The sequence below is a fragment of the Gordonia amicalis NBRC 100051 = JCM 11271 genome, from assembly GCF_000332995.1.
Taxonomy (GTDB): Bacteria; Actinomycetota; Actinomycetes; order Mycobacteriales; family Mycobacteriaceae; genus Gordonia; species Gordonia amicalis.
In genome coordinates this window covers 143,222-167,401 of sequence record NZ_BANS01000016.1, presented here as the reverse complement: position 1 = coordinate 167,401, position 24,180 = coordinate 143,222, and the positions used below count along the sequence as shown (strand labels likewise).

The window sequence follows — 24,180 nt, the reverse complement described above, 5'->3', positions numbered from 1 at the left end:
ACGAGCAGCAGCGTCATCGCTACTGCTCATCGGTCGTTTTCCGGGGTGCTCACGGTCAGCCGCCGGCGGACGGGACGCCCCGTTTCCGGTCGGTCGATCGTCCCTGTGTTCCGGGAGATCCTTAGCCTTGCTCAACAGTACTCGAGACGAGTAATCGCGGCCATAATCAGAATTCACTTATGGACTCGATCACATATTTGGCGAGTGGTGCCGCGGTCGCCATTCCGTCGCGCACCGCGGCGCGGGAATTGGCCAGATTGACGACTAACGTCTGCCCGGAGATTCCGGCCAGCCCGCGCGAAAGTCCGCCGTCCGTCGCGCCGGCGGCGAGACCGGAACTGCGGACCGCCTCCTCGATGCCGCGGAGCCGGCGATCGAGCAGGGGCTCGGTGGCCTCCGGGGTGACGTCGCGGGCGCCGACACCCACCCCGCCGACCGACACCACCAGATCGACGCCACCGATCACCGCGGTGTTCAGTGCGTTGCGGATCTCCACCTCGTCGCCGGATACGACAACGGCCGCATCGACATGGAACCCCGCCTCGGCGAGCAGTTCACCGACGAGCGGCCCGAGCAGACGCTGGTCCTCTCCGTGCGCCGCCTCGTCGTCGACGACGACGACGAGTGCCCGGCCGATCTCCTCGCCCTGCGGCCGGTGGGTGGCCTGCTCGTGGCGCGCAACGAACTCCCGCGCGGCGGCGTCGGCGGCCACCACGTCGGCCGGATCGACCTGACCCGGATCACCAGCGAGACGGACGTCCAGGGACTGCCCTTCGTCGGTGTCGCCGGAGATGGCGGGGTTTCCGGGAACGGGGGATCCGGCGTAAGTCATGGCAGGCCCTTTCTCTATCTTCTCGGACCGTCCGATGGACGGTCGTGGTGCGCTCTGTAGTTGTGCGATTCGTACTCGCGGGCGGACGCGCAGCGCGTCACTTCACCTCGAGCGTGCCCAGCTTGACCTGCGCGGTCTTGCTGTTCCCGCCATCGGAGTAGGTCACGGTGACCGTGTCCCCCGGCGCGTGCGACCGGATGGCCGCCACCAGAGCGTCTCCCGACGCGATCGGACGGTCGTCGACCTTCGTGATGACCGCATTCTTCGGGATACCCGCGGTCGCTGCCGGACCTCCCGGGGTCACATCGGTGACGACGGCGCCGGGCGTGTCGGAGTCACCACTCGGACGCACGGACACACCGATGTTGGCGTGGCTGGCCCTACCCGTGGACTCGAGCTGTTTGGCCACGCGGATCGCCTGATCGATGGGGATCGCGAACCCGAGTCCGATGCTGCCACCGGCCTGTTCCTCGCCTCCACCGAGGGTGGCGATGGCAGTGTTGATGCCGACCAGCGCTCCCCTGGCGTTGACGAGCGCACCGCCCGAGTTGCCGGGATTGATCGCGGCGTCGGTCTGGATGGCGTCGATCACCGAGGTGGTGTTGGTGCCCGGATCGCGCGAGGTCAGGACCGGTCGGTTCAAGGCGCTGATGATGCCCGTGGTGACAGTCCCGGCCAGGCCGAGCGGGGAACCGATGGCGATGACGTCCTGCCCCACCGCCAGGTTGTTCGAGTTACCGACCGTGACCGGGGTCAGATCGTTCCGGTCGACCTTGATCACCGCGATGTCGGAGATCGGGTCGGCGCCCAGCACCCGGGCCTGCGCACGCGAACCGTCGGAGAAGTTGACCGCGACCCTGGCCGCGGGGCCGTTGCCGCCGGCGCTCACGACGTGATTGTTGGTCATGATGACGCCGTCCTCGGTCAGGACGACCCCCGATCCCGAGCCCAGCGCGCCGCCCGAGACGACCTCGATGGAGACCACCGACGGGAGCACGCGGGCGGCCACCTCCTGGACCGAGCCGGCCGGTGCCTCGACGGGCGCGGTGTTCCCGTTCGCCTTGGGGTCGCCGCCGAGCGGGCCGCTGCTCGTGCTGCTGCTCGACGACCCGTCGGAACCGTCGGCCAGTGTGTAACCGATCGCACCGCCGGCACCACCGGCGACAAGCGCGACCACCAGCGCACCGGCGCCGAGTGCGGCCAGGCGTCCGCCGCCCTTGTTCTTCGCCGCCTGGGGCGGCGGGTTGCCACCCGACCCGCCGAACGCGGGCTGCGGGTAGGCATTGCCGGCGCCGGGCCCGCCATACGGGGCCTGCGGAGGAAAAGGACTGGTTCCCGGGTTGCCGTAGACAGACGTGGGTGCGTTGTTGCCGCCGAAGACGGGCCGGCCGCCCTGCGAGGGGAACGCCCCTGAGGCCGGCCCTGGAGTGCCCTGGCCGCTGTAGGACTGCGTCGGTGACTCAGAGCCCGATGGTGTGGAGGGAGCGCTGCCCCCGTTCGACCGGCCAGCGTCGTGCTGACCGTGCTGGCCACCCCCGTACGGACCGCCACCCTGCGAACCGCCAGTCGTCATCTTCGTCTCTTCCTCGTCGTCTGACCGGCACACAGCCGGCTCGGTGGTCTCCGCCGGCCCTGTGCCGGCAAGGTTCACTTCGCTCGGGTTTGTCGGCCGAAACCACTCGACCGGCGTCCCGCACAGCGCCTTGGTCAACCCTATGGGATCGATGGGCAGGTCACACCGGGTAACCGCACAGCTGTCGATGATGTGGACGACGGCCGTCGTGACCCGCCGATGCACGGCGCTTCACCCTTATTGACGAATCACTTGCGGAGATGGTTCCGCGGGAGTTGCCCGGCCGGGCAAAGTCATCCGGATGAGTGCACCGCCGCGCGGCGACGTGTCGGCCACGACGGTGCCACCATGACGTTCGACGACCTGCCGCACGATCGCCAGGCCCAGACCGGATCCCGGCATCGACCTCGATTGCGTCGAACGATAGAAGCGTTCGAAGACGAGACCACGGTCCTCCTCGGGAATCCCGGGACCGGCGTCGGCGACGGTGAGCTGCGCGGTGGACATCCCGGTCTGCGTCAGCCCGACGGCCACCGATGTCCCCGGCGGACTCCATTTCGCCGCGTTGTCCAACACATTCAGTACCGCGCGGGACAGTCCGTGCTGTTCACCGAAGATGTACCAGGGCGACAGGTCAAGCTCGAATTCGATGTCGTTGCGGCGGCGTCGGACACGTTCGAGGGCCTGCTCGATGATCTCCGCGAGGTCGACTTCCTCGTACACCACCTCGGGGGCGTCCTCGCGGGCGAGGTCGACGAGATCGCCCACCAGCGTGGACAATTCCTCGATCTGGGCCATGACGTCGGCGCGCAGGTCGACCATGTCCTGCTCGGGGACGGCCGGTGCACCCGGCCTGCTCGCCGCGATCAGCAGTTCGAGGTTGGTGCGCAAGGAGGTCAACGGGGTTCGCAGTTCATGTCCGGCATCGGCGACGAGACGTGCCTGGCGGTCCCGGGATTCGGCGAGTGCCCGGAGCATCGCGTTGAAACTCGCGGTGAGCTTGGCCAATTCGTCGTTGCCGGTCACCGGTATGGGTGTCAGGTCGTTCGTTCGCGCGACTCGTTCGACGGCCCGGTTCAGCCGGGCAACCGGTCTCAGGCCGGCACGTCCGACCGTTGTGCCGGCGAGAGCCGCCAAAGCCACTCCGCCACAACCGACCACGAGCAGCACCCAGGCCAGGCGTTTGAGAACGCGATCGGTCTGGATGAGACTCTGCGCCAGGACAAGGGTGTTGCCGTCGTCGAGTTTCCGCGTCAGCACGCGCTGATTGCGGGTGGTGCGCAGGCTCTGCGGATTGGTTCCGGGAACCGACGGCGACCGCACGATCTCGCGCTCGGGGTCCTCGAACGGGACCTGCCCGATGAGGTACGTCTGACCGCTCGGGGTCACGAGGGCGACCGAGATGTTCGTCGAGAACACGGTTCCCGCCACCAGCTGCTCGGGCTGGTTGCGGAGCACACCGGCGCGCGCCAGAGCCGCCATGCCGTCGGCACGGCTCTCCAACTGCTGGTCGACCTCGTTGTACATCGCCCGGTACACCACGAAGTAGGCGGCCGCGGCCATCAGACTCACCGACACCAGCACGACGGTCGCCGACAGGATCGTGACACGCGAACGCAGGGACACCGCCCGCGTCAACGGCATCGGCGCCCGCATCTCCTTCTCCCCGGACGCCCCCTTCTCCCCGGACGAACCGGGACCGCCGGCGAGCATACGGGTCAGGTGGTCGCGCATCCGCGAGGGCGACGACACTAGGGCGGGGTCTCCCGCAGCACGTATCCGACGCCGCGCACGGTGTGGATGAGTCGCGACTCGCCGTCGGCCTCGGTCTTGCGGCGCAGGTAGCCGACATAGACCTCGAGGGCATTACCCGAGGTCGGGAAGTCGTATCCCCACACCTCCTCGAGGATGCGGCTTCGGGACAGCACCCGACGCGGGTTGGCCATCAACATCTCGAGCAGGGCGAACTCGGTGCGTGTAAGGCTGATCGGCCGCTCACCACGGGTCACGTCACGCGTCACCGGGTCGAGCGACAGGTCCGCGAAGGTGAGCGTCTCCGAGTCGATGTCGCCTTCAGGTGCCGCGCGACGCAACAGCGCCCGCAACCGTGCGAGCAACTCTTCGAGTGCGAACGGTTTCGGCAGATAGTCGTCGGCGCCGGCGTCGAGCCCGGAGACCCGCTCGGACACCGAGTCCCGGGCGGTCAGCACCAGGATCGGCAGGTCGTCACCGGCAGAACGGAGTCGGCGGCACACCTCGAGGCCGTCGAGTCGCGGCATCATGACGTCGAGGATGACGACGTCGGGACGATCGGCGAGGATCTTCTCGAGTGCCTCGATGCCGTCGCCCGCTGTCTCGACGGTGTATCCGTTGAAGGTGAGCGACCGCCGCAACGACTCCCGGACCGCCCGGTCGTCATCAACCACGAGGATGCGCATGGCATACAGTCTTATCCGCCTCGGCTGAGATCCGCCTGAGCAACGCCGCAACACGGACCATCCGGTCTCGGAATTGCGCGCGACCTGCAGTTTCTCCCGCCTTCACGCCAGTGACCATCGACTGTGAGATCAAGTTGATGGTTGCGTAACGCCGGCCTTCGGGTTGCGAAACATCCGACTTCGACGCTGGAACCGTGACCGCCTCACCCCCCACGCACCCCGTCATGTCCCGATCGGTCATGTCCCTGTGCGCCTACTGCGGCGTCGGCTGCGGTATGGAGATGCGGCTCGACGACTCCGGCGGGCTGGTCAAGACCGTCGGGCGCGCCGATCACCCCACGAACTTCGGCCGGCTGTGCACCAAGGGATCGACCACCGCCGACATGCTCGCCGCCGGCGGACGGCTCGACGCTCCCCTCGTCCGCGACGACCGCGGCGGTCAGCTACGCCGCGGCGACCTCGACGCGGTCCTCACCGACACCGCGCGCCGGTTGCGCGCCATCGTCGACGATCACGGCCCCGACGCGGTCGCGCTGTACGTGTCCGGTCAGATGTCACTCGAGGCGCAGTATCTGTCGAACAAACTCGCCAAGGGTTTCATCGGTACCAACCAGATCGAGTCGAACTCCCGGTTGTGCATGGCCAGCGCCGGCACCGGCTACAAGCTGTCGCTCGGCTCCGACGGTCCGCCCGGTTCGTACCAGGACTTCGACCACGCCGACGTCTTCCTGGTCATCGGGTCGAACATGGCCGACTGCCACCCGATCCTCTTCCTGCGGATGATGGACCGGGTCAAGGCGGGAGCGAAGCTGATCGTGGTCGACCCGCGGCGGACCGCGACCGCCGACAAGGCCGACCTGTTCCTGCAGATCGAATCCGGCACCGACCTCGCCTTCCTCAACGGGCTCCTGCATCTGCTGATCTCCGACGGCCACACCGACGACGAGTTCATCGCGTCGTTCACCGACGGATTCGAGCAGATGCCGGACTTCGCTGCGCAGTACTCGCCGGAGGTCGTCGAATCCATTACCGGGATTCCCGCCGAGGACCTGCGTACCGCGGCCACGATGATCGGCGAGGCCGGCGAATGGATGAGCTGCTGGACCATGGGCCTCAACCAGTCGACCCACGGCACCTGGAACACCAACGCGCTCATCAACCTCCACCTCGCGACAGGCGCGATCTGCCGACTCGGCAGCGGACCGTTCTCCTTGACAGGCCAGCCGAATGCGATGGGCGGCCGCGAGATGGGTTACATGGGGCCGGGATTGCCCGGCCAGAGGTCGGTGCTGTCCGAGGTGGATCGCACGTTCGTCGAGACCGCGTGGGGCCTCCCGGCCGGCACACTACGCACCGACGTCGGCGGCGGCACCATCGACTTGTTCCGCAAGATGGCCGATGGCGAGATCAAGGCCTGCTGGATCATCTGCACCAATCCTGTTGCCTCCGTCGGCAATCGCAAGACTGTCATCGAAGGACTCGAACGCGCCGATCTCGTGATCACGCAGGACGCCTTCGCCGAGACGGAGAGCAACCAGTACGCCGACGTCGTGCTCCCCGCGGCGCTGTGGTCGGAATCGACCGGAATCATGGTGAACTCGGAGCGGAACCTCACCCTGTTCGAACCCGCTCTCGACGCGCCCGGGCAGGCGATCCCCGACTGGGAGATCATCGCACGCATCGCCTGCGAGATGGGCTACGCGGACGCCTTCAGCTATTCGAGTGCCGAGGAGATCTTCGCCGAGATCAAGCAGTTCGCCAACCCCGACACCGGTTACGACCTGCGCGGCGTCACCTACGACGGCCTGCGCCGGGCACCGATGCAATGGCCGTGCCCACCGTCGTCCGACGGGGCCGACCTCCTCGAAGACGGCGCGCGCAACCCGATCCGCTATCTGAACGAGGGCCGGAGCCAGACGCTGCACCGTCTCGATGACGGATCGACTCCGCGACTGGCATTCGCCACACCCACACGCCGCGCGCAGTTCTTCGCCCGGCCGCACCTCGACCCCGCCGAGCTCCCGGACGACGACTATCCGTTCCTGCTCAACACCGGCCGCCTGCCGCACCAATGGCACACGATGACCAAGACCGGCCGGGTTGCCAAGCTGAACAAACTCAACCCGGAGCCGTTCGTCGAACTCCATCCGGAGGACGCCGAGCGCATCGGTGTCGCGGCGAAGGACAAGGTCGAGGTGGCGTCGCGTCGTGGACGAGCGGTGTTGCCGGCCAGGATCTCCGATCGGGTGCGTCCCGGGAACTGCTTCGTGCCGTTCCACTGGAACGACGTCTTCGGTGAGCACCTCTCCATCAACGCGGTCACGTCTGATGCGGTGGACCCGCTCTCCCGGCAGCCCGAGCTGAAGGTGTGTGCCGTGACGCTGACAAAGGCCGCCGGGTCTACACCGGCCGTGGTGCCGGTCGCCGGGTCTTCCGAGTTGGCTGTCGCACTCGAGGTTTCGGACGTCACCTCTCCGGAGTTGTCATCGACCGAACAGTTGTATCTGGCCGGGCTGGCCGCCGGGGTCCCGGACGCACCGTCAAAGGTTCCCACGGTTCCGGCCGATGCACCGCTGCGCCCGGAGGTCCGAGTGTGGGTGTCGGGCCTGCTGGCCGGGATGTTCGCGCGCACCGAAGTCGCCCCGCCGAGCGAAGAGTCTTCGGAGCCGGCGGAGTCGACCGGCACGATCACCGTGCTGTGGGCGTCGCAGATGGGCAACGCGGAGGAACTGGCCACCGAGACCGCCGAACGGGTGAAGGCGAGCGGGCTCCGCGTCGATGCCAAGTCGATGGACGAGGTCGAGGTCGGCGACTTGCGGGGTACCGCGCTGTTCGTCACGTCCACGACCGGCGACGGTGATCCGCCGGACAACGGTACGGCCTTCTGGGAGGCATTGAATGGCGCTGAGGCACCGGACCTCTCCGGTGTCGACTACGCGGTGCTCGCCCTCGGCGACTCGAACTACGACGACTTCTGCGGCCACGGGCGCAAACTCGACGAACGGATCGGTGAGCTCGGTGGTCGTCGGATCGTCGACCGCGTCGACTGCGAACCGGACTTCGAGGAGACCGCGGGCGGCTGGCTCAACGAGGTGATCCGCGCGATCAGCATCGGCAACCGCGCGCCCGTCTCCGGCGTCACCGACGAGCGGGTCACCGTCGTCAGCGAGCCCGCAGACTCGTCGGCAGCACCGTCGGTGAGGACCGCGCCGGCCTACTCACGCAAGAAGCCGCTGGTCACCTCGCTGGTGCGCAATGTGAAGCTGAACACCGAGGGATCGCAGAAGGACGTGCGCAACTTCGGGTTCCGGCTGCCCGCCGACACCTTGACCTATCAGGCCGGTGACGCGCTCGGCGTGTGGCCGCTGAACAACCCGGCCCTGATCGACGAGTTTCTCGACCGGACGGGACTCGACGGCGGACACTCGGTGACGGTCGGCGGCGACGACATGCCCCTGCACCAGGCACTGCGCGAACGGCTCGAGTTCGCGCGGGTCACTCCCGATTTCGTCCGATTCGTCGGCGAGCGTTGCGGTTCGGACGAGCTGAAGACGCTCGTCGCGGCCGGCAACAAGCAGGCGTTCAACGACTGGTCCTGGGGCCGTCAGTCGGTGGACGTCCTCACCGAGCACCCGATCTCCGCCGACGTCGACGAGTGGCTGAAGATCCTCAAACCACTGGCCCCGCGTTCGTATTCGATCTCGTCGAGCCCACTGGAGAGTCCCGACGAGGTGCAGCTGACGGTGTCGGCGGTGCGCTACAACCGATGTGGCATCCAGCGTGGCGGGGTCTGCTCGACCTTCCTCGCCGACCAAGCCGAAGACACCGAGGTCGGGGTCTTCGTCACCTCGACCACGCACTTCCGCCCGCCGGCCGATCCCGACACCCCGATGATCATGATCGGACCGGGCACCGGTATCGCCCCGTTCCGCGGTTTTCTCCGCGAACGAGAGGCCCTGGGCCACAACGGTAAGAACTGGCTGTTCTTCGGCGAACAGTACTCGGCCACCGACTTCTACTACCGAGACGAGCTGACGACCATGCTCGGCGACGGCCTGCTGACCCGCCTCGACGTCGCATTCTCCCGCGACCAGGATCGCAAGATCTACGTCCAGGACCGCATGGTCGAACACGGCGAAGAGCTCTACCAGTGGCTGCACGACGGTGCCCACGTATACGTCTGCGGTGACGCGACCCGGATGGCGAAGGACGTCGACGCGACCCTGAAGGGCATCGTCGCGCAGCACGGTCGCCGCTCCCCCGCGTCTGCCGAGGCCTACGTCAAGGCCCTCGCCGCCGACAAGCGGTACGTGCGCGATGTGTACTGACCTCCCCGGCCACAACCCGGCACGCACACCGTTGACCCAGCATGTCGGCCCCATTGCCTACCCTTGACCCGTGGACTTCGACGCATTCGGCAGCCTGTGGGAACGGCATCCCGCCTGGCGGCTGCTGCGCGCGCACAACTCGCCGCTCATCCTGACGTTCCTCGGCAACTATTTCGTCGAGGGCAACCGAGGCGCCGGCTCGGCAAGTGACCTGGCCACAGCGCTGGATGACCTCCTCTACACCCTCAACATCGCCTCATCGACCGAAGACGGGCAACCACGCTTTCCCAAGGAACCGCGCGCCTATCTGGAGGATTGGGCCGCCACCGACGCCGGTTTCCTGCGCCGCTTCTACCCGCCCGGCGACGACGAGGTCCACTACGAGGTGACCCCCGCCTTCGAGAAGGCCTACGGGTGGGTCGTCTCGTTGCGGGGCCGGTCGTTCGTCGGCACCGAGTCGAGGCTGCACACCGTCGTCGAGCTGTTGCGACAGATCGTGCATGGCACCGAGTCCGACCCGGAGATCCGGTTGGCCCAGCTACGTCGCCGTCGCGCGGAGATCGACGCCGAGATCGAGGCGGTCGAAGCCGGTGATGTGTCGGTCCTCGACGAGGTCGGTGTGCGCGATCGCTATCAGCAGCTCTCGTCGACCGCCCGGGAGCTGCTCTCCGACTTCCGCGAGGTCGAGGACAATTTCCGTCTGCTCGACCGAGCCGCCCGCGAGAAGATCGCCTCCTGGGACGGCCCGAAGGGTGAGCTGCTCGCCGAACTGGTGGGTGGCCGCTCGGAGATCGCCGGCTCCGATCAGGGCCGCAGCTTCCAGTCGTTCTACGAGTTCCTGCTCTCCGACGAACGGCAGACCGAACTGTCGGACCTGCTCGACGCGGTGTCGTCGATGGACATCATCGACGCCGACCGGCCCATCCGCGGTATCCACCACGACTGGTCGGAGGCCGCCGATCGCACCCAGCGCACCGTGCGACAGATCTCCGAACAACTTCGCCGATTCCTCGACGACCAGGTGTGGCTCGAGAACCGACGCGTCCTCGACCTCGTGCGCTCGGTGGAGGCCACCGCTCTCGAGGTCCGCGGCCGGGAACCGGGTTTCGGCCTCACGGTCGATCAGCCCGGCATCGAGATCGTGCTGCCGTTCGAACGGCCGCTCTATCAGCAACCGGCAGCCGTCACCGTCGAGAGCCGGCTCGACGACGCCACCGAGGAGGTCGACGCGGATCTCCTGTTCAGCCAGACCTACGTGGATCAGGCGCGACTGGCCGCCAACATCCGAACCATCCTCCCGCAGCGCTCGTCGGCGCTGCTGTCGGATGTGATCGAGATGTACCCGATCGAGCAGGGCGCGGCCGAGATCGTCGGCTACCTCGCTCTCGATGACGACGACGTCAGTGTCGACATCGACGACACCGAGGAAACGCTGCTCGAGTATCCCGACCCCGACGACCCGGACACCACCAAACGTGCCCGGCTACCGAGAGTCACGGTGAGGCGACGATGACCGACGAACGCGCTGTCGCGAGCGCGATCATCCGGCTGATGCAGGGCGTGGTGTATCGCGAATCCGACGAGGACACCTGGAGCACCCTCGAACGTTCCGGTGCCGGGGTACGCGACCACTTCGCCATCATCGGCGTGGATGTGGTGCTCGACGACTCCGAGGGTTATGCCTACCTGCGGTCCCGTCCGGCAGAAGAAGGCGACGAACCACTTCCGCGGCTCGTGCGCCGACGTGCGTTGACCTACAACGTGAGTCTGCTGCTGGTGCTGCTGCGCAAACGGCTGCTGGAGTTCGAGATCACCGGCGGCGACGGGCGCCTCGTGCTGTCGACCGAACAGATCATGGAGATGCTGCGGCTGTTCCAGGCCGAGTCCACCAACGAGGCCCGACTGGTCGACCAGGCCGAGGCAACCATCAAGAAAACCGTCGAACTCGGCTTCCTGCGCCAGCTCCGCGGCCAGACCGATCAGTGGGAGGTCCGGCGCATCATCAAGGCCTACATCGATGCACAGACACTGTCGGACTTCGCCGGCAAGCTGCGCGAGTACGCGGGGACGGCGAGCGCCAATGACTGAGGGCCTGTTCTCTTCGGTCGAACTGGCCGCCCCGGCCGGCGGCGCCGGATTCCGGCTGCAACATGTCGAGGTCCTCAACTGGGGCACCTTCGACCGGCAGGTGTGGCGGCTGAGCCCCAATACCGACACCGCCCTGCTCACCGGCGACATCGGCTCCGGCAAGTCGACTCTGGTCGATGCGGTCACGACGCTGCTGATGCCGGCCCACAAGATCGCCTACAACAAGGCCGCCGGCGCCGAGGCCAAGGAACGCACACTGCGGTCCTATGTCGAAGGCCACTACAAGTCGGAACGACAAGAGGCGACCGGCCGATCACGTGCGAAGGGGCTGCGCCAGGACCGCAGCACCTACTCGGTGATCCTGGGAGTGTTCACCAATCCCGGCTACGACGAGACCGTCACCCTGGCACAGGTCTTCCAGCAACGCGACAGTGCCGGGCAGCCGTACCGCTTCTACGTCACCGCGAGCAAACAGCTCGCCATCGCCACCGATTTCGCCGACTTCGGTTCCGACCTGCGCGATCTGCGCAAACGCCTGCGATCCGGCGGCGCCGACGTGGTCGACGAGTTCCCCAGATACTCCACCGCGCTTCGGCGGCTGCTGGGCATCCGGTCCGAACAGGCCCTGGAGCTGCTGCACCAGACAGTGTCGATGAAGTCGGTGGGCAATCTCAACGATTTCGTCCGCGGGCACATGCTCGAACCGAGCGACTCGACCGACCGGGTTCGCGACATCATCGCCCACTTCGACGACCTCACCAAGGCGTACGACGCGGTCAAGCGGGCGCGCGAGCAGCTCGAGTTGCTCGACCCGATCGTCGCGACCGCGCAGAAGTACGACGCCGCGCTGGCCGAACGTGACGCCCTCGACCGGCAGCGGGCAGCAGTGCGACTGTTCATGGCCGAGCATCGCTCCGGTCTGCTCGCCCACGAGATCGCCACCCTCACCGCCGAAGGCGAACGCCTGTTGCGTGAGCAGGACGAAGCCAAAGCGCGGCAACGGACTCTGAGCCGCGAACGTGAATCGCTCATCGAGGAACGGGCCCGGGCCGGCGGCGATCGCATCGGTGAGCTGGAACGTCTCGCGTCGACCGCCCGCGACGATGTGGACAAACGCCGCCACGGCCGCGCACTGTTCGACACCGCGGTGACCGCCGCCGGCTTCGAGCCGGTGATCACGGCAGAACAGTTCACCTCGCTGCGTGGTCTCATCGCCGATGAACGTCCGCGACTGGCGGCGACGAAGCAGTCACTCGACGCGTCGACCGCCGACGCCATCGGACGGGAGAAAGAAGTCGCCAGACGGTGCGACGCCATCCGCGACGAACTCGACGACCTCGCCAATCGCACCACCAACCTGCCGCCCGATCAGGTCCAGCTGCGCGACGAGCTGTGCACCGATCTCGGCCTCTCCCACGAGGAGGTGCCCTATGCCGGTGAGCTTCTCGACGTCGCCGAGGAGCATGCCGAATGGCGCGGCGCGGCCGAACGGGTACTGCGTGGTTTCGCGCTGTCGTTGCTGGTTCCGCAGCAGCACTACGAGGCGGTCACCCAGTGGGTCAACGGCCGGCGCCTCACGTTCCGGGGTGCCGGCGGGCGCACCGTCGGCGCCAAACTCGTCTACGAACGGGTGCCGGCACGACGAATTCCGTTGCAGCGGCAGGGTTCCGCGACCCTGCTGCTCGCCGACCGCCTCGATGTCAAAGCCGGTCCGTTCGCTGATTATCTGCGCGACGAACTGATCAAGCGTGCCGACCACCAGTGCGCGGCGACCCTTGAGGAGTTCCGGTCCGCCAAGCGGGCCGTCACCCGTGAGGGGCAGGTCCGTTCGGGCGGTCGGCACGAAAAGGACGATCGGCATCGGGTCGACGATCCCCGCCGCTGGGTTCTCGGATGGGCGAACGAGCGCAAGATCGCCGCGCTGCGCGAGGATCTCGCCGACCTGGACCGGCAACGTGCGACCGCCGCCACGGAAGTCGAGGCACTGTCGTCGGAGCGGGACCAATTGCAGACGCGCCGCGAGGCGCTCGCCCGTCTCGACGGCTTCCATTCGTGGGCCGATCTGGACGTCGACGAAGCGCAACGCCGCGCCGACCAGTATGCGGCCGAACGAGCACGGCTGGAATCAGGTTCCTCTCGTCTGCAGGAGATCACGACCGCTCTGGAACGCAACGCCGAGCTGGCGGCCACCGCCGACACCGCCATCGACGAGCTCACCGGCAAGCTCGCCACCACCGCCGCGACCCGCCATCGCGCGGAGCAGGACCGCAAACGCGACGACGAGTACGTCGCCGAGCACACCGACACCGACCTCGCGACGGCCCGCACCTCGTATGCCGCACTGACGCAACGACTCTCCGGATCACTGCCGACCCGGGCCGCCGAGTGTGCCGCCGCGGAGAACACGTTGTCGTCGACGCTGCATCAACGAATCGAACGGCTCACCCGTGAGCTCGGCGGTTTCGGGCAGAGCCTGGCCCAGCAGATGGCCGAGGTGCTGCGGCGCTGGCCCGATCTGCGGGCCGACATGGACGCCGACGTCGATGCGCGCGCCGACTTCGTGACGTTCCGCGAACAGGTTGCCACCGATGATCTGCCGCGCTTCGAGTTCGAGTTCAAGGAGCAGTTGAACAAGAACGCGATCCAGGAGCTGGCCGGGTTCAACAACTGGCTCAACCGGCAGGCCGCCTCCATCGACGAGCGCGTCGCCCGGATCAACGAGGCGTTGGGGGCGGTGCCGTACAACCCGGGACGCTACATCCGGCTCGAGCGGGAGGCCACCACCAATCAGGACGTTGCACAGTTCCGGGCGGACCTACGCAACCTCACCAACGACAGCCTCGCCGTCGACGGCGACCAGTACTCCGAGCAACGATTCCTGGACGTCAAGCGCATCATCGAACGATTCCGCGGGCGCGACGACCACGCCGACTCCGACAAGAACTGGACGCGGCGGGTCACCGATGTCCGCAACTGGTTCGTGTTCTCCGCATCCGAACGAGACGTCGACACCGACGTGGAGTGGGAGCACTACAGCGACTCCGACGGCAAATCCGGTGGGCAGAAGGAGAAGCTGGCATACACGATCCTCGCGGCGTCGTTGGCGTATCAGTTCGGCCTGGAATGGGGTGTGGAGAAGTCCCGCGACTTCCGCTTCGCCGTGATCGACGAGGCCTTCGGACGTGGCTCGGATGTGTCGACAAGGTACGCGCTGGACCTGTTCGCCAAGCTGGGGCTGCAGCTGCTGATCGTGACGCCACTGCAGAAGGTGCACGTGATCGAACCGTACGTCAAGGCGATCGGCTTCGTCGACAACCCCACCGGCACCTTCTCGCGCCTGCAGACGATGACGATCGAGGAGTACCGGTCACGCCGCGACGGTCGGCTCAAGTGACCCGACGATGGACCTCGCCCGACGACATCGCCGGCAAGGTTCGCCGCCGGTGGGACGACGGGACGTTGTTGCGTGCCCACGCCGACGCAAAGCCGTTCGAACCCATCGAGATTCCGCTCCGGGGACCGACCGCCTCGCAGATCGGCGAGGATCTGGGCGCGGCCCGCGACTGGGTGACCGTGATGGACAGCGGCCGTCAGGGCGACCGACGCTACGCGTTGGTGTGGCAGTCGGTCGGCGGGCGGCACGTCGGGCGCAACCAGTTGCCGTCGCGCGCCGTGGTGTCGACGTTCGATCAGGCGTGGGCACTGTTGGGGGTCTCACCGGCGGTCCGGCAGTTCGACGAACTCCTCGAATCAGCCTCCGCTCATCCGGCAGTCCGCGACTGGATGCTCCGATACCCCTTGCGTGCACTCGAATTGGGACCGGAGATGCCGCGACTCATCGCCGCCTACGCGTGGCTGAACACCCATCGGGACTCGCACCGCTACCTCCGGGAGATCAGCGCCCCCGGCGTCGACACCAAGTTCGCCGAACGCCATCGCCCGGTGCTGGCTGCGATGCTCGGGGTGTCGTCGACGGCATCGGGCTTCTTGTCCGGACTGGGGCTGCAGACAAAGCCCGAGTCCGTACGGCTGCGGCCGTCCGCATCGATGGGTCTACCTGCAGCACTCACCGAGATCACCGTCCGCACCGACGAACTCGCGCGTCTCGCAGTGCAGCCACGAACCGCGCTCGTGATCGAGAACGAGATCACCTACCTGTGTGTCGATGTCCCCGACGACGGTGTGGTGCTGTGGGGCAAGGGTTTCGAGGTGGACCGGATCGGACGTCTCCCCTGGCTCGCCGGCGTCCCAATCCGCTACTGGGGCGACCTCGACACCCACGGCTTCGCCATCCTCGACCGGTTGAGAGCGTGGCTGCCACAGACCGAGTCGGTGTTGATGGATCGCGAAACGCTTGTGGCCCATCGAGATCGCTGGGTCATCGAGCAACGACCCGCTTCATCGGATCTGGTCCGGCTGACACCTACCGAGCGCGATCTCTACACAGATCTTGTGATGGATGCTCTCGGCGAGCGGGTGCGACTCGAGCAGGAACGTATCGACTGGGCGTGGGCTCAGGAACGTCTGGGGTGACCAACTGGTCCATCAGAGGAGGACCGCATCTGGCACAGGTGCGGGGACCCGCCCTGCAACGATCACCGAGGTGGTAAGTCTCTCGAGAGCGTTCAGGCGGTGCTACAGCCAGACGATGATCTCGCCGTCCTGCTCCTCGGCGCGATAGACGGACACCGACCCGATCCCGTCCGACGTGCAGGCGCCGTCGGCGAAGGAGAAGGCGTACTGGTGCAGCGGGCAGACGATCTTCGCGGCGTCGAACTGGCCGTCGGCGAGCGGTCCGGCGCGGTGCGGGCAGACGGCGTCGGTGGCGCGTAACGTGCCGTCGGTCATGCGGAAGACCGCGATCTGCCTGCCGTCCACGACATATGCGCGGCTCTCCCCCAGTTCCAGGTCGGCAACGGCCCCGATGACCACTCCGGGTTCGGCGATGCTGGTCATCGGACCGGCACCTGCGGGAGCGGCAGCAACGGCAGCGCCGGGGTGAACTGTGCGGGCGACTTCGGTTCGGCGCGATCCAGCCAGGGATCGACGTAGGCGGCAACGGCTTCGTCGATCCGCTCCTGCAGGCCGGCCACGAGGCCGTCCCGGTCGTCGACGATGATCGCGCGCAGTTCCTCGATGCCCATCCTCGGCACGAAGGAGTAGGTTCGCTCGAGCCACTTGCCCTGCTCACGGTAGTACTGGATGAAGATGCCGCACAACCGGATCACCTCGTCGGAGGAGTCCACCGTCGCCAGCAGGTCACCCTTGCGGATGTGGGCACCGGCGGCGCCGCCGACGTAGATCTCCCACTTGCCGTCGCCGATGGCGACCACACCGAAGTCCTTGCACAGCGCCTCGGCGCAGTTGCGTGGGCAACCGGTCACCGCGAGTTTGAGTTTCGCCGGCGACTCCAGGCCCTGATAGCGGGTCTCGATGTCGATTCCGAGTTGCGTCGAATCACCGAGACCGAAACGGCAGTAATCGGTTCCGACGCAGGTCTTGACGGTCCGGAAGGACTTGCCGTAGGCATAACCCGACGGCATCCCGAGGTCCTCCCACACCTTCGGCAGGTCTTCCTTCTTGACGCCGAGCAGATCGAGTCGCTGACCGCCGGTCGCCTTGATCATCGGGATCGAGTACTTCTCCGCGACGTCGGCGATCTTGCGCAACTGCTCGGGTGAGGTCACCCCGCCCTTCATCTGCGGAACCACCGAGAACGTGCCATCTCGCTGGATGTTCGCGTGCACTCGGTCGTTGACGAACAACGCACCCGGCTCATGCTTCCACTCCGATCCCCAGATGATCCGCAACAGCGAGGCGAGCGGCATCTTTGCCGTCGCGTCCTCGCCGTCGGGTGCCAGCTTGTCGAAGACCTCGCTGACCGACCGCAGATCCTGTCGCCGGATCGCGTCGATGAGTTCGGGCTTGGTGAGCGGGATCGACGGGACGTACCAGTCGGCCGCGGCGTCGGCCGTCAGAGTGTCCCCCGCGGCGTACTCGACGATGTCGGCGACGAGGCCCTTGCACGACCCACATCCCTTGCCGGCCCGCGTCTTCGCGCACACCTCGCCGACGCTGGTGCAACCCGACGCGACGCAACCCATGATGTCGCCCTTGGTGACGCCGTTGCAGTTGCAGACCTGAACATCGTCGGCGAGTTCGGCGGCGCCGGTCTCCGCGCTCGGCGTGCCCATGTCGAACAGCATCGAGATGCGCTCGTCCGGCAGGGGCACCTTGTCGTCGAACGCCTGCGTGAGGAAGTTGGCCTTGGAGATGTCGCCGAGCAGCATCGCGCCGATCAGCTTGTTGTCGCGGACCACCACGCTCTTGTAGGTGCCGCTGCGCGGTTCGTAGAACTGCACGAACTCGTCGTCGTCACGCTCGGGCCCCTTGACACCCATCGCCGCGACGTCGACACCGGCGACCTTGAGCTTCGTGGTCAGTCGCGAACCATGATATTCCGCTTGGGGATTCACGCCGGTCAGCACGTCCGCCAGAACCACAGCCTGTTCCCACAGCGGGGCGACGAGTCCGTACACCTCACTGCGGTGCTGGGCACACTCACCCACCGCGTAGATGAATGCTTCATCCTCACAACGCATCTGATCGTCGACGACGATCCCACGCTCCACGACCAGACCGGCGCCACGCGCGATCTCGACGTTCGGGCGGATACCCGCGGTCACCACGATCATGTCGGCCGGCAGCGAATCCCCGTCGGTGAAGCCGACTCCCGCGACCGTCCCGTCGTCGTTGCGCAGTACCGACGTCGTGCGCTTGCCGGTGTGCACGCCGACACCGAGAGACTCGATCTTGTTCCGCAGCACCCGTCCCCCGCGCTCGTCGAGCTGCTGGTTCATCAGATGCCCGGGCGAATGCACGACGTCGACAGCGACGCCCTGCGTCTGCAGACCGTACGCCGCTTCGAGACCCAACAGGCCGCCACCGATCACGACGGCGCGCATGTGATCGCGCGACGTCGCCATCTGCAGCATGCCGTTGGTGTCCTCGATGGTCCGGAATCCGAACACACCACGCGCGAGCTTGCCGTCGGGTTCGCGGAGGCCGTCCATGTTCGGGAAGAACGTGTGGGAGCCGGTCGCGATGACGAGGACGTCGAAGTCGATTGCCCGCCCCGACGCACACGTCACGGTCTTGGCGAAGCGGTCGATTGCCTCGGCGCGGTCGCCCGCGTAGAGAGTGACGCCGTGCTCGCGGTACCACGCCATCGGGTTCAGCATCAGATCGTCGTCGTCGACCGTGGCCTCACCGGCGAGGACATGACTGAGCATGATGCGGTTGTAGTTGCCGTACGGTTCGTCGCCGATCATCGTGATGTCGAACAGGTCGCCGCCACCGCGCGTCAGGATCTCCTCGACCGTGCGCGCCCCCGCCATACCGTTCCCGACGACGACCAGTCGGCGTCGTTCGTGCAGGTTCTGCGAATCCGCCATCAGAAGACGACCATCCCGAAGTCCACCACGACCTCACCGCTCGCACCCTCGGGCGCCGCGATCACGAGTTCGAGCGTCGTGTCGGGATCGACGTCCTCGACCACCCTCAGCGGCACGTTCACCGACGACCGCGCCCCCATCGGGAACATCCGCATCGGCGTCCCGTCGCGCATCAGGGTCACGCAGATCAGTTCGTCGGAGCTGTTGCCGCCACGAAAGTACAAGGGCTGGGCCGTCATTCCCGACGGCACCACGAACGACAGCACCGGGTCGATGGGACCGGACTTGGTCAGGCCCGCTCCCGCGAACGGGAACACACCCTGCAGGAAGTGCGGAGTACTCGACATGCCGCCACTATCCGCGCGCCGCGTGAAATGCGACTTGCCTCGGTGTTACGGCAGGGTTGTCTGGTTCTCACGGCCGTTCCGAAGGCCGGAGAGCAGCCCGGAGGCGTGTGCTCAGCGCCGTAACGCGCGTTCGCGGGCCAGGAAGAAGAACGGGATCGCCGTCGCGATGCCCACCCCGAAGGTGAGGACCACCGACGCGATCCACCACGGCATGATCCGCAGCCGCCTGGCCTCGCCGAACGCCCACAGATGGAAGGCGATCACCACGAAGAGCAGATCGACCATCGCGAAACGACCCGGCGTGGTCTTCATGATGTCGCCGACGAAGAAATCCTTCACCGACTCCGGGCCGTTGCGCTGCACATACGGGATCGCAATCGCGTTCTGGGTGACCAACGCAGTCACGAACACGGCGAACAGCGAACGCTCGCGCCACTTCTGGTTCAAGCCGTCGTGCATCATCGCGCCTCCTGGGATGGGTGTGTGCCCCGATGGTGGCACGGTCGACGCGGCTGCGGATGCATTCCGCCCCCTGAGGAGGCCCGGAGGGCCGTCTCGAAGGGTCAGCTACGCCGCCATCCCGCCGCGCCGACCATCTCGGCGACCTGGGTGAACTTCACACGAGGGCGACCCTGTTCGATGCCCCGGCGGCGTTCTCGCCTGTCGATGGCGCGCATTCCGCGGTACCCGATCACGGTCGGCACCCGCTTGCGCACCAGTGCCGGGAACTCCCCCGCCGCACGCCGGGTGCGCTGAAGACTCCCCGACGCGGCGTCGGCGATGAAGTCCTCGACCGTTTGGGTGGCGCACTTCTTGTTGGCGCCGATCCCGCCGCTGGGGCCGCGCTTGGCCCAGCCCAGCACGTAGCCGCCGGGGACGATCCCGCCCGACTCGTCGACCAGTCGACCGTCGACATTGCGGAAGACGCCGCGCTCGTCGTCGAAGGCGAGACCTGGAATCGGGGTCGAGCGGTACCCGATCGAGCGCACGACGAGGTCGGCGGCGACGTGATGCCGTCCCTCGCCGGTACGGACCGTCACCGACTGCACCTGCGGATTGCCGACGATCTCCTCCGGAGTGCTGTGGAACAGGAACACGATCCGACGCCGCGACGGGTCAGCGGGTTCGTGCAAGGACGGAACCTGCCCGTTCGCTCCGTCGAACACCTCCACCTCGACGCCCGGGATCTCCGACAGCGCACGGTATTCCGCTGCCGTGTAGGCGGCCGCGGCCTGATCACGACGACCGAGCAGGACCACCTCGTGGACATTCTGTTCGCGCAGGATCTCGAGCGCCCGGTCGGCGATGTCGGTGGTGGCCAACAACTCCGGCGGGGATACGAGGATGCGGGCGACGTCGAGCGCGACGTTGCCCGTGCCGACGACGACCGCGCGGCCCGTCGCCGGATCGTCGGCGGTTCCCCGACGCAGCGGCGGTCCCGCGTCGACGCCGGGCACGCCGTTGTACCAGGCCACGAGGTCGGTCGCCGACGTCGAACCCGGCAGGTGCTCACCCGGAATGCCCAGGCGCCGGGACTCACTGGCGCCCACGGCGTAGAACACCGCGTCGAAATGCTCGGCGAGTTCAGCCGGGGTGACCTCGTCCGGTCCATCGCCGACGGACACGTTGGTCAGCATGGTGACGCGGGGGTCGCGGTAGAGCAGGTCGAATCCGCGCAGCACACCCTTGGTGCCCGGATGATCCGGTGCCACGCCGGCACGGACGAGTCCACCCGGCGTCGGCAGCTTGTCGATGACGGTGACCGTCGCCTCGGTCCGGTCGAGCAGGGTACGCAACGCATAACCACCCGACGGTCCGGTGCCGACCAGGGCAACCCGCAGGCCGGCAGGCAGTTTCGGGATGTCCGGGTAGGTGACGGTGGACGCCTCGTCGTCGGTCGGCGGCACCCACCCCGACCGGACGTCGGGGTTGTTCTTGTAGTAGTCGGCGTTGATGTCGATGAACACCTTGTCGCGCGTGCCGAGTTTGTCCGCGGGATAGATCGCGTCGACCGGGCACGCGTCGGCACAGGCACCGCAGTCGATGCAGGCCTGCGGGTCGATGTGCAGGATGTCGGAGCTGCCGAAGCCGCGTTCCTCGGGTGTCGGGTGGATGCAGTTCACCGGGCACACGGACACGCATGCCGCGTCACTGCAACATGATTGGGTGATGACGAACATCAGAGCATGTGCGCTTTCCGGTAGTACCGCATGGCGGGCTTGGTGAGCAAGCCGACCTCGTCGAGGAACTCCATGAGGTGGGCGCAGCTCGAACGGATCATCGAGTGGAAGTGCGAATTGTGGCGCATCTCGCGGACCGCGCGGTCGGCGTCGAGGCCGGCGTCGGCAAAGGCCTTGCGCTGCACCAGACTCGTGACGATGTAGTACGCACCGATCGCTACGGTCAGCGCACTGAACTGGCGGCGCGCCCAACTGACTCCGTCGAGAGATTCGCGCACCTCTTCGCGCGCGAACTTCATGTGGCGCGATTCCTCGAGGACGTGGATCTCGTTGACCGTGCGGATGAAGTCGAGGACGCGGTCGTCACGCATGCAGCCACGCTGGAAAACGTCCAGGACCTCCTCGGCGACCAGGATTCCGGCGTAGGCGACCTCGTTCTTCGCGGTCTGCATGAAGATCTTGCCGAGGCGCGCGACCTTCTTCGACGGCCGGTAAGAGGCGCCGACCATCTTCTCCGACGCCTTGGCGAACATGAGCGAATGTCGGCACTCGTCGGCGATCTCGGTCAGCGCGAACTGGAATTCGGAGCCGTGGTAGTCGCCGAGGTACTGATCGCGGATCACCATCTCCTGCAGGATCATCTCGAACCAGATCCCGATGTTCATGATCGACGCGAACTCGTGGCGCGTCACCGAGATCCGCTGCTCCTCGGTGAGTTCGTCCCAGTAGTCGGTGCCGTACAGCGACGACCACTCCGGACTGCAGCCGTACTTGGTCGGGTCCATCGGCTTGGACCAGTCGATCTCGGTCATCGCATTGCGCGAGAGGCGGGCGGCCGACGCCAGCAGACGCGCTGACACCTCCTCGGTGCCCTGGTCTCGCATGCTGATGACGTTCTCGGTTCGTTCCATCGCGGCCGTCATGCGAACTCCCCTCCCGGTCGACGTCGATCATGACAATGATCGATGTAATGACAATGTGTGTTGTCAAGATAGCACCGCACTGTGACCCGGTAAACGAATCAACGAATATACTGGCCGGTAAGTTCGGTGCTGGACAGCCTTCTTGCAGGTCAGCGCCACCAAAGCCGCTACCGACCACCCCGTAGGAGTACGCATGTCATCCATCTTCATCACCGGCGGAGCGGCCGGGCTACGACGTCGATACCGACGCCCTCGCGAAGGTCGAGGCCGACCATCCCGACTGGATCACGGGCACGCTCGACGTCCGTGAACCGGAGCAGTGGGCCGACGCGCTGGCCGAGTTCACCTCGCACACCGGTGGCACCCTCGACGTCCTGGACAACAACGCCGGCATCCTGCACGCGGGCAGGATCGACTCCATCACGCCCGAGCAGATCAAGCGGCAGATCGACATCGACGCACTCGGTGTCGCCCTGGGCGCACAAGCCGCCCACCCGTACCTGAAGAAGACCCCGGGCGCGCACCTGGTGAACATCGGGTCGGCGTCGGCGATCTACGGCCAGCCCGGAATCGCGGTCTACTCCGCCACCAAGTTCTTCGTCGGCGGACTGACCGAGGCCCTCGAACTCGAGTGGGAGCACGACGACATCCGGGTCGTCAGCATCTGGCCGCTGTGGGCGAAGACCGCGCTGGCCGCCGACGACGCGAAGTCCACGAAGACCCTGGGCATCGGCATCACGCCCGACCAGGTCGCCGACAAGGTCTGGGAATCCGTGCATCCCACGCGCCAGGACAAGCTGCTGCACCGCACCAGCTACTCCGTCGGTGCCCAGACCCTCTTCCTCGGCAATGCCGCCAAGTTCATCCCGAACTTCCTGAACCGGACCGTCAACAAGTTCATCGCGCAGTAGCCGCCCCGCAAACCCACCCTTTTTCCAGATTTCCACCACCCGAGAAGGGGGTGGAAATCTGGAAAAAGGGTGAATTTGTCAGGAGGTGGGTCCAAACCGGGCGCCCGTGCGTCTCATTCACATGGAGCTACCCAACGACCGGCACGGACTGATCCTCAGAAGTGACACCGTCGGCACTCACACCACCGACGACACATTGCAGCGGATGGTCACAGGCAAAGCGCTGTACCGTCTCTGGCCGGGCGCGATGACCGACTTCACCACGGTCAACGAACTCGACGCCATCGAGAAGCACCGGTTGACCGTCATCGCCGCCGCGAGCGCAGGACGCCCGGGCCGACTGTTCAGCCACGTCTCCGCGGCTGCCATCCACCGGTTGCCGGTGCTCTGGCCCCAACTGTCACACGTTCACGTCACGTCGCCGAAGGTCGGGAAGCGGGCGGCGAAGATCGTCCGGCATCAGGCCGTCGTCGAGCCGCAGGACATCGAGGTCGTCGACGGGGTGACGGTGACATCCATCGAACGCACGGCGTGCGATGTCGCCCGCCTGGGTACCGATCGACAGGCCCTCGCGGTGCTCGACGCCGCGCTCCGACGCGACGCCAGACCGGAACGATTGCGGCAGATCCTCGACTCGTGCCGAGGATTCAAGGGGGTCGAGATGCTCCGCCGCACGCTGCCGCACGCGAACGCGTCATCGGAAAGCGTCGGCGAGTCCCTCAGTCGCGCAATCATGCTCGAGTCTCCTGACCTACCCGTGCCCCAGCAGCAGGTGGAGATCGTCGACGACCACGGCAAGTTCATTGCTCGCGTCGACTTCTTGCTGGCGAACAGGGTGGTCGGCGAGTTCGACGGAATGATCAAGTACAACGGCACAGTCGGTGATGATCCGGCTTGGAAGACCGTCGTCGACGAGAAGGTCCGTGAGGACAAGCTGCGTGCGCAGGGGTACACCGTCGTGCGGTGGACATGGCAGGACCTCGCCGACAAGGCCGCTTTCTACGCGCAGATCAAGAAAGCGCTTCGATCCGCCGGCGTCGAGTGACCGGAAACCCACCCTTTTTCCAGATTTCCACCACCCGACAATGGGGTGGATATCTGGAAAA

Annotated in this window: 16 protein-coding genes and 1 pseudogene; 7 read left to right on the top strand and 10 right to left on the bottom strand. The window is 66.6% G+C overall.

What is annotated here, in order from left to right:
* Nucleotides 1-166 precede the first annotated feature (166 nt).
* From GOAMI_RS09160 to GOAMI_RS09145, 4 genes are all read right to left on the bottom strand, one after another.
* A complete protein-coding gene (locus GOAMI_RS09160) occupies nucleotides 167-832 on the bottom strand; it encodes a MogA/MoaB family molybdenum cofactor biosynthesis protein (protein WP_006357808.1) in 666 nt (221 codons plus the stop codon).
* A gap of 97 nt (nucleotides 833-929) precedes the next feature.
* Nucleotides 930-2,405, bottom strand: coding sequence for a S1C family serine protease (locus GOAMI_RS09155; protein ID WP_174324719.1), 1,476 nt, complete (start codon nucleotides 2,403-2,405; stop codon nucleotides 930-932).
* 237 nt (nucleotides 2,406-2,642) lie between these two features.
* Entirely contained in the window at nucleotides 2,643-4,139 is a 1,497-nt protein-coding gene (locus GOAMI_RS09150; RefSeq protein ID WP_051995391.1) for a HAMP domain-containing sensor histidine kinase, read from the bottom strand.
* 17 nt (nucleotides 4,140-4,156) lie between these two features.
* Nucleotides 4,157-4,843 (bottom strand): response regulator transcription factor, encoded by a 687-nt coding sequence (locus tag GOAMI_RS09145; RefSeq protein WP_006357805.1) that lies wholly within the window; start codon nucleotides 4,841-4,843, stop codon nucleotides 4,157-4,159.
* A 239-nt stretch (nucleotides 4,844-5,082) separates the two neighbouring features.
* Here GOAMI_RS09145 and GOAMI_RS09140 point away from each other — a divergent pair, with 239 nt between their 5' ends.
* The 5 genes from GOAMI_RS09140 (at nucleotide 5,083) to GOAMI_RS09120 (ending at nucleotide 15,792) form a co-directional block, all read left to right on the top strand.
* A complete protein-coding gene (locus GOAMI_RS09140) occupies nucleotides 5,083-9,171 on the top strand; it encodes a bifunctional nitrate reductase/sulfite reductase flavoprotein subunit alpha (RefSeq protein ID WP_006436201.1) in 4,089 nt (1,362 codons plus the stop codon).
* A gap of 70 nt (nucleotides 9,172-9,241) precedes the next feature.
* Nucleotides 9,242-10,684, top strand: a complete 1,443-nt coding sequence (locus tag GOAMI_RS09135; RefSeq protein WP_006436199.1) for a DUF3375 domain-containing protein — start codon at nucleotides 9,242-9,244, stop codon at nucleotides 10,682-10,684.
* Nucleotides 10,681-11,259 carry a DUF4194 domain-containing protein gene (locus tag GOAMI_RS09130; RefSeq protein WP_006436196.1) on the top strand — a complete coding sequence of 193 codons (579 nt, stop codon included), beginning with the start codon at nucleotides 10,681-10,683 and terminating at the stop codon, nucleotides 11,257-11,259. The genes GOAMI_RS09135 and GOAMI_RS09130 overlap by 4 nt, the downstream gene beginning before the upstream one ends.
* On the top strand, nucleotides 11,252-14,653 hold the full coding sequence (locus GOAMI_RS09125) for an ATP-binding protein (protein ID WP_006436194.1): 3,402 nt from the start codon (nucleotides 11,252-11,254) through the stop codon (nucleotides 14,651-14,653). Before GOAMI_RS09130 ends, GOAMI_RS09125 begins: the two co-directional genes overlap by 8 nt.
* The gene (locus GOAMI_RS09120) at nucleotides 14,650-15,792 is read left to right on the top strand and encodes a Wadjet anti-phage system protein JetD domain-containing protein (protein ID WP_006436192.1); all 1,143 of its coding nucleotides are present in this window, start codon (nucleotides 14,650-14,652) and stop codon (nucleotides 15,790-15,792) included. Before GOAMI_RS09125 ends, GOAMI_RS09120 begins: the two co-directional genes overlap by 4 nt.
* Before the next feature lie 102 nt (nucleotides 15,793-15,894).
* Here GOAMI_RS09120 and GOAMI_RS09115 read toward each other — a convergent pair whose 3' ends face one another.
* The 6 genes from GOAMI_RS09115 to GOAMI_RS09090 form a co-directional block, all read right to left on the bottom strand.
* On the bottom strand, nucleotides 15,895-16,215 hold the full coding sequence (locus GOAMI_RS09115; protein WP_006436190.1) for a Rieske (2Fe-2S) protein: 321 nt from the start codon (nucleotides 16,213-16,215) through the stop codon (nucleotides 15,895-15,897).
* Nucleotides 16,212-18,713, bottom strand: a complete 2,502-nt coding sequence (nirB, locus tag GOAMI_RS09110; RefSeq protein ID WP_006436189.1) for a nitrite reductase large subunit NirB — start codon at nucleotides 18,711-18,713, stop codon at nucleotides 16,212-16,214. Before nirB ends, GOAMI_RS09115 begins: the two co-directional genes overlap by 4 nt.
* Nucleotides 18,713-19,060, bottom strand: coding sequence for a hypothetical protein (locus GOAMI_RS09105; RefSeq protein ID WP_006436188.1), 348 nt, complete (start codon nucleotides 19,058-19,060; stop codon nucleotides 18,713-18,715). The genes nirB and GOAMI_RS09105 overlap by 1 nt, the downstream gene beginning before the upstream one ends.
* A 111-nt stretch (nucleotides 19,061-19,171) precedes the next feature.
* A complete protein-coding gene (locus tag GOAMI_RS09100; RefSeq protein WP_006436187.1) occupies nucleotides 19,172-19,522 on the bottom strand; it encodes a DUF2834 domain-containing protein in 351 nt (116 codons plus the stop codon).
* A 101-nt stretch (nucleotides 19,523-19,623) separates the two neighbouring features.
* Nucleotides 19,624-21,240, bottom strand: coding sequence for an FAD-dependent oxidoreductase (locus GOAMI_RS09095; RefSeq protein ID WP_006436186.1), 1,617 nt, complete (start codon nucleotides 21,238-21,240; stop codon nucleotides 19,624-19,626).
* Entirely contained in the window at nucleotides 21,240-22,163 is a 924-nt protein-coding gene (locus tag GOAMI_RS09090) for an AurF N-oxygenase family protein (protein WP_006436185.1), read from the bottom strand. Before GOAMI_RS09090 ends, GOAMI_RS09095 begins: the two co-directional genes overlap by 1 nt.
* Nucleotides 22,164-22,356: 193 nt before the next feature.
* On the opposite strand from GOAMI_RS09090, the pseudogene GOAMI_RS09085 reads away from it, so the two are divergent.
* Together GOAMI_RS09085 and GOAMI_RS09080 are read left to right on the top strand one after the other, a co-directional pair.
* Nucleotides 22,357-23,074: pseudogene (locus GOAMI_RS09085) on the top strand (SDR family oxidoreductase).
* A gap of 121 nt (nucleotides 23,075-23,195) precedes the next feature.
* Entirely contained in the window at nucleotides 23,196-24,119 is a 924-nt protein-coding gene (locus GOAMI_RS09080; protein WP_024500000.1) for a type IV toxin-antitoxin system AbiEi family antitoxin, read from the top strand.
* Nucleotides 24,120-24,180 lie beyond the last annotated feature (61 nt).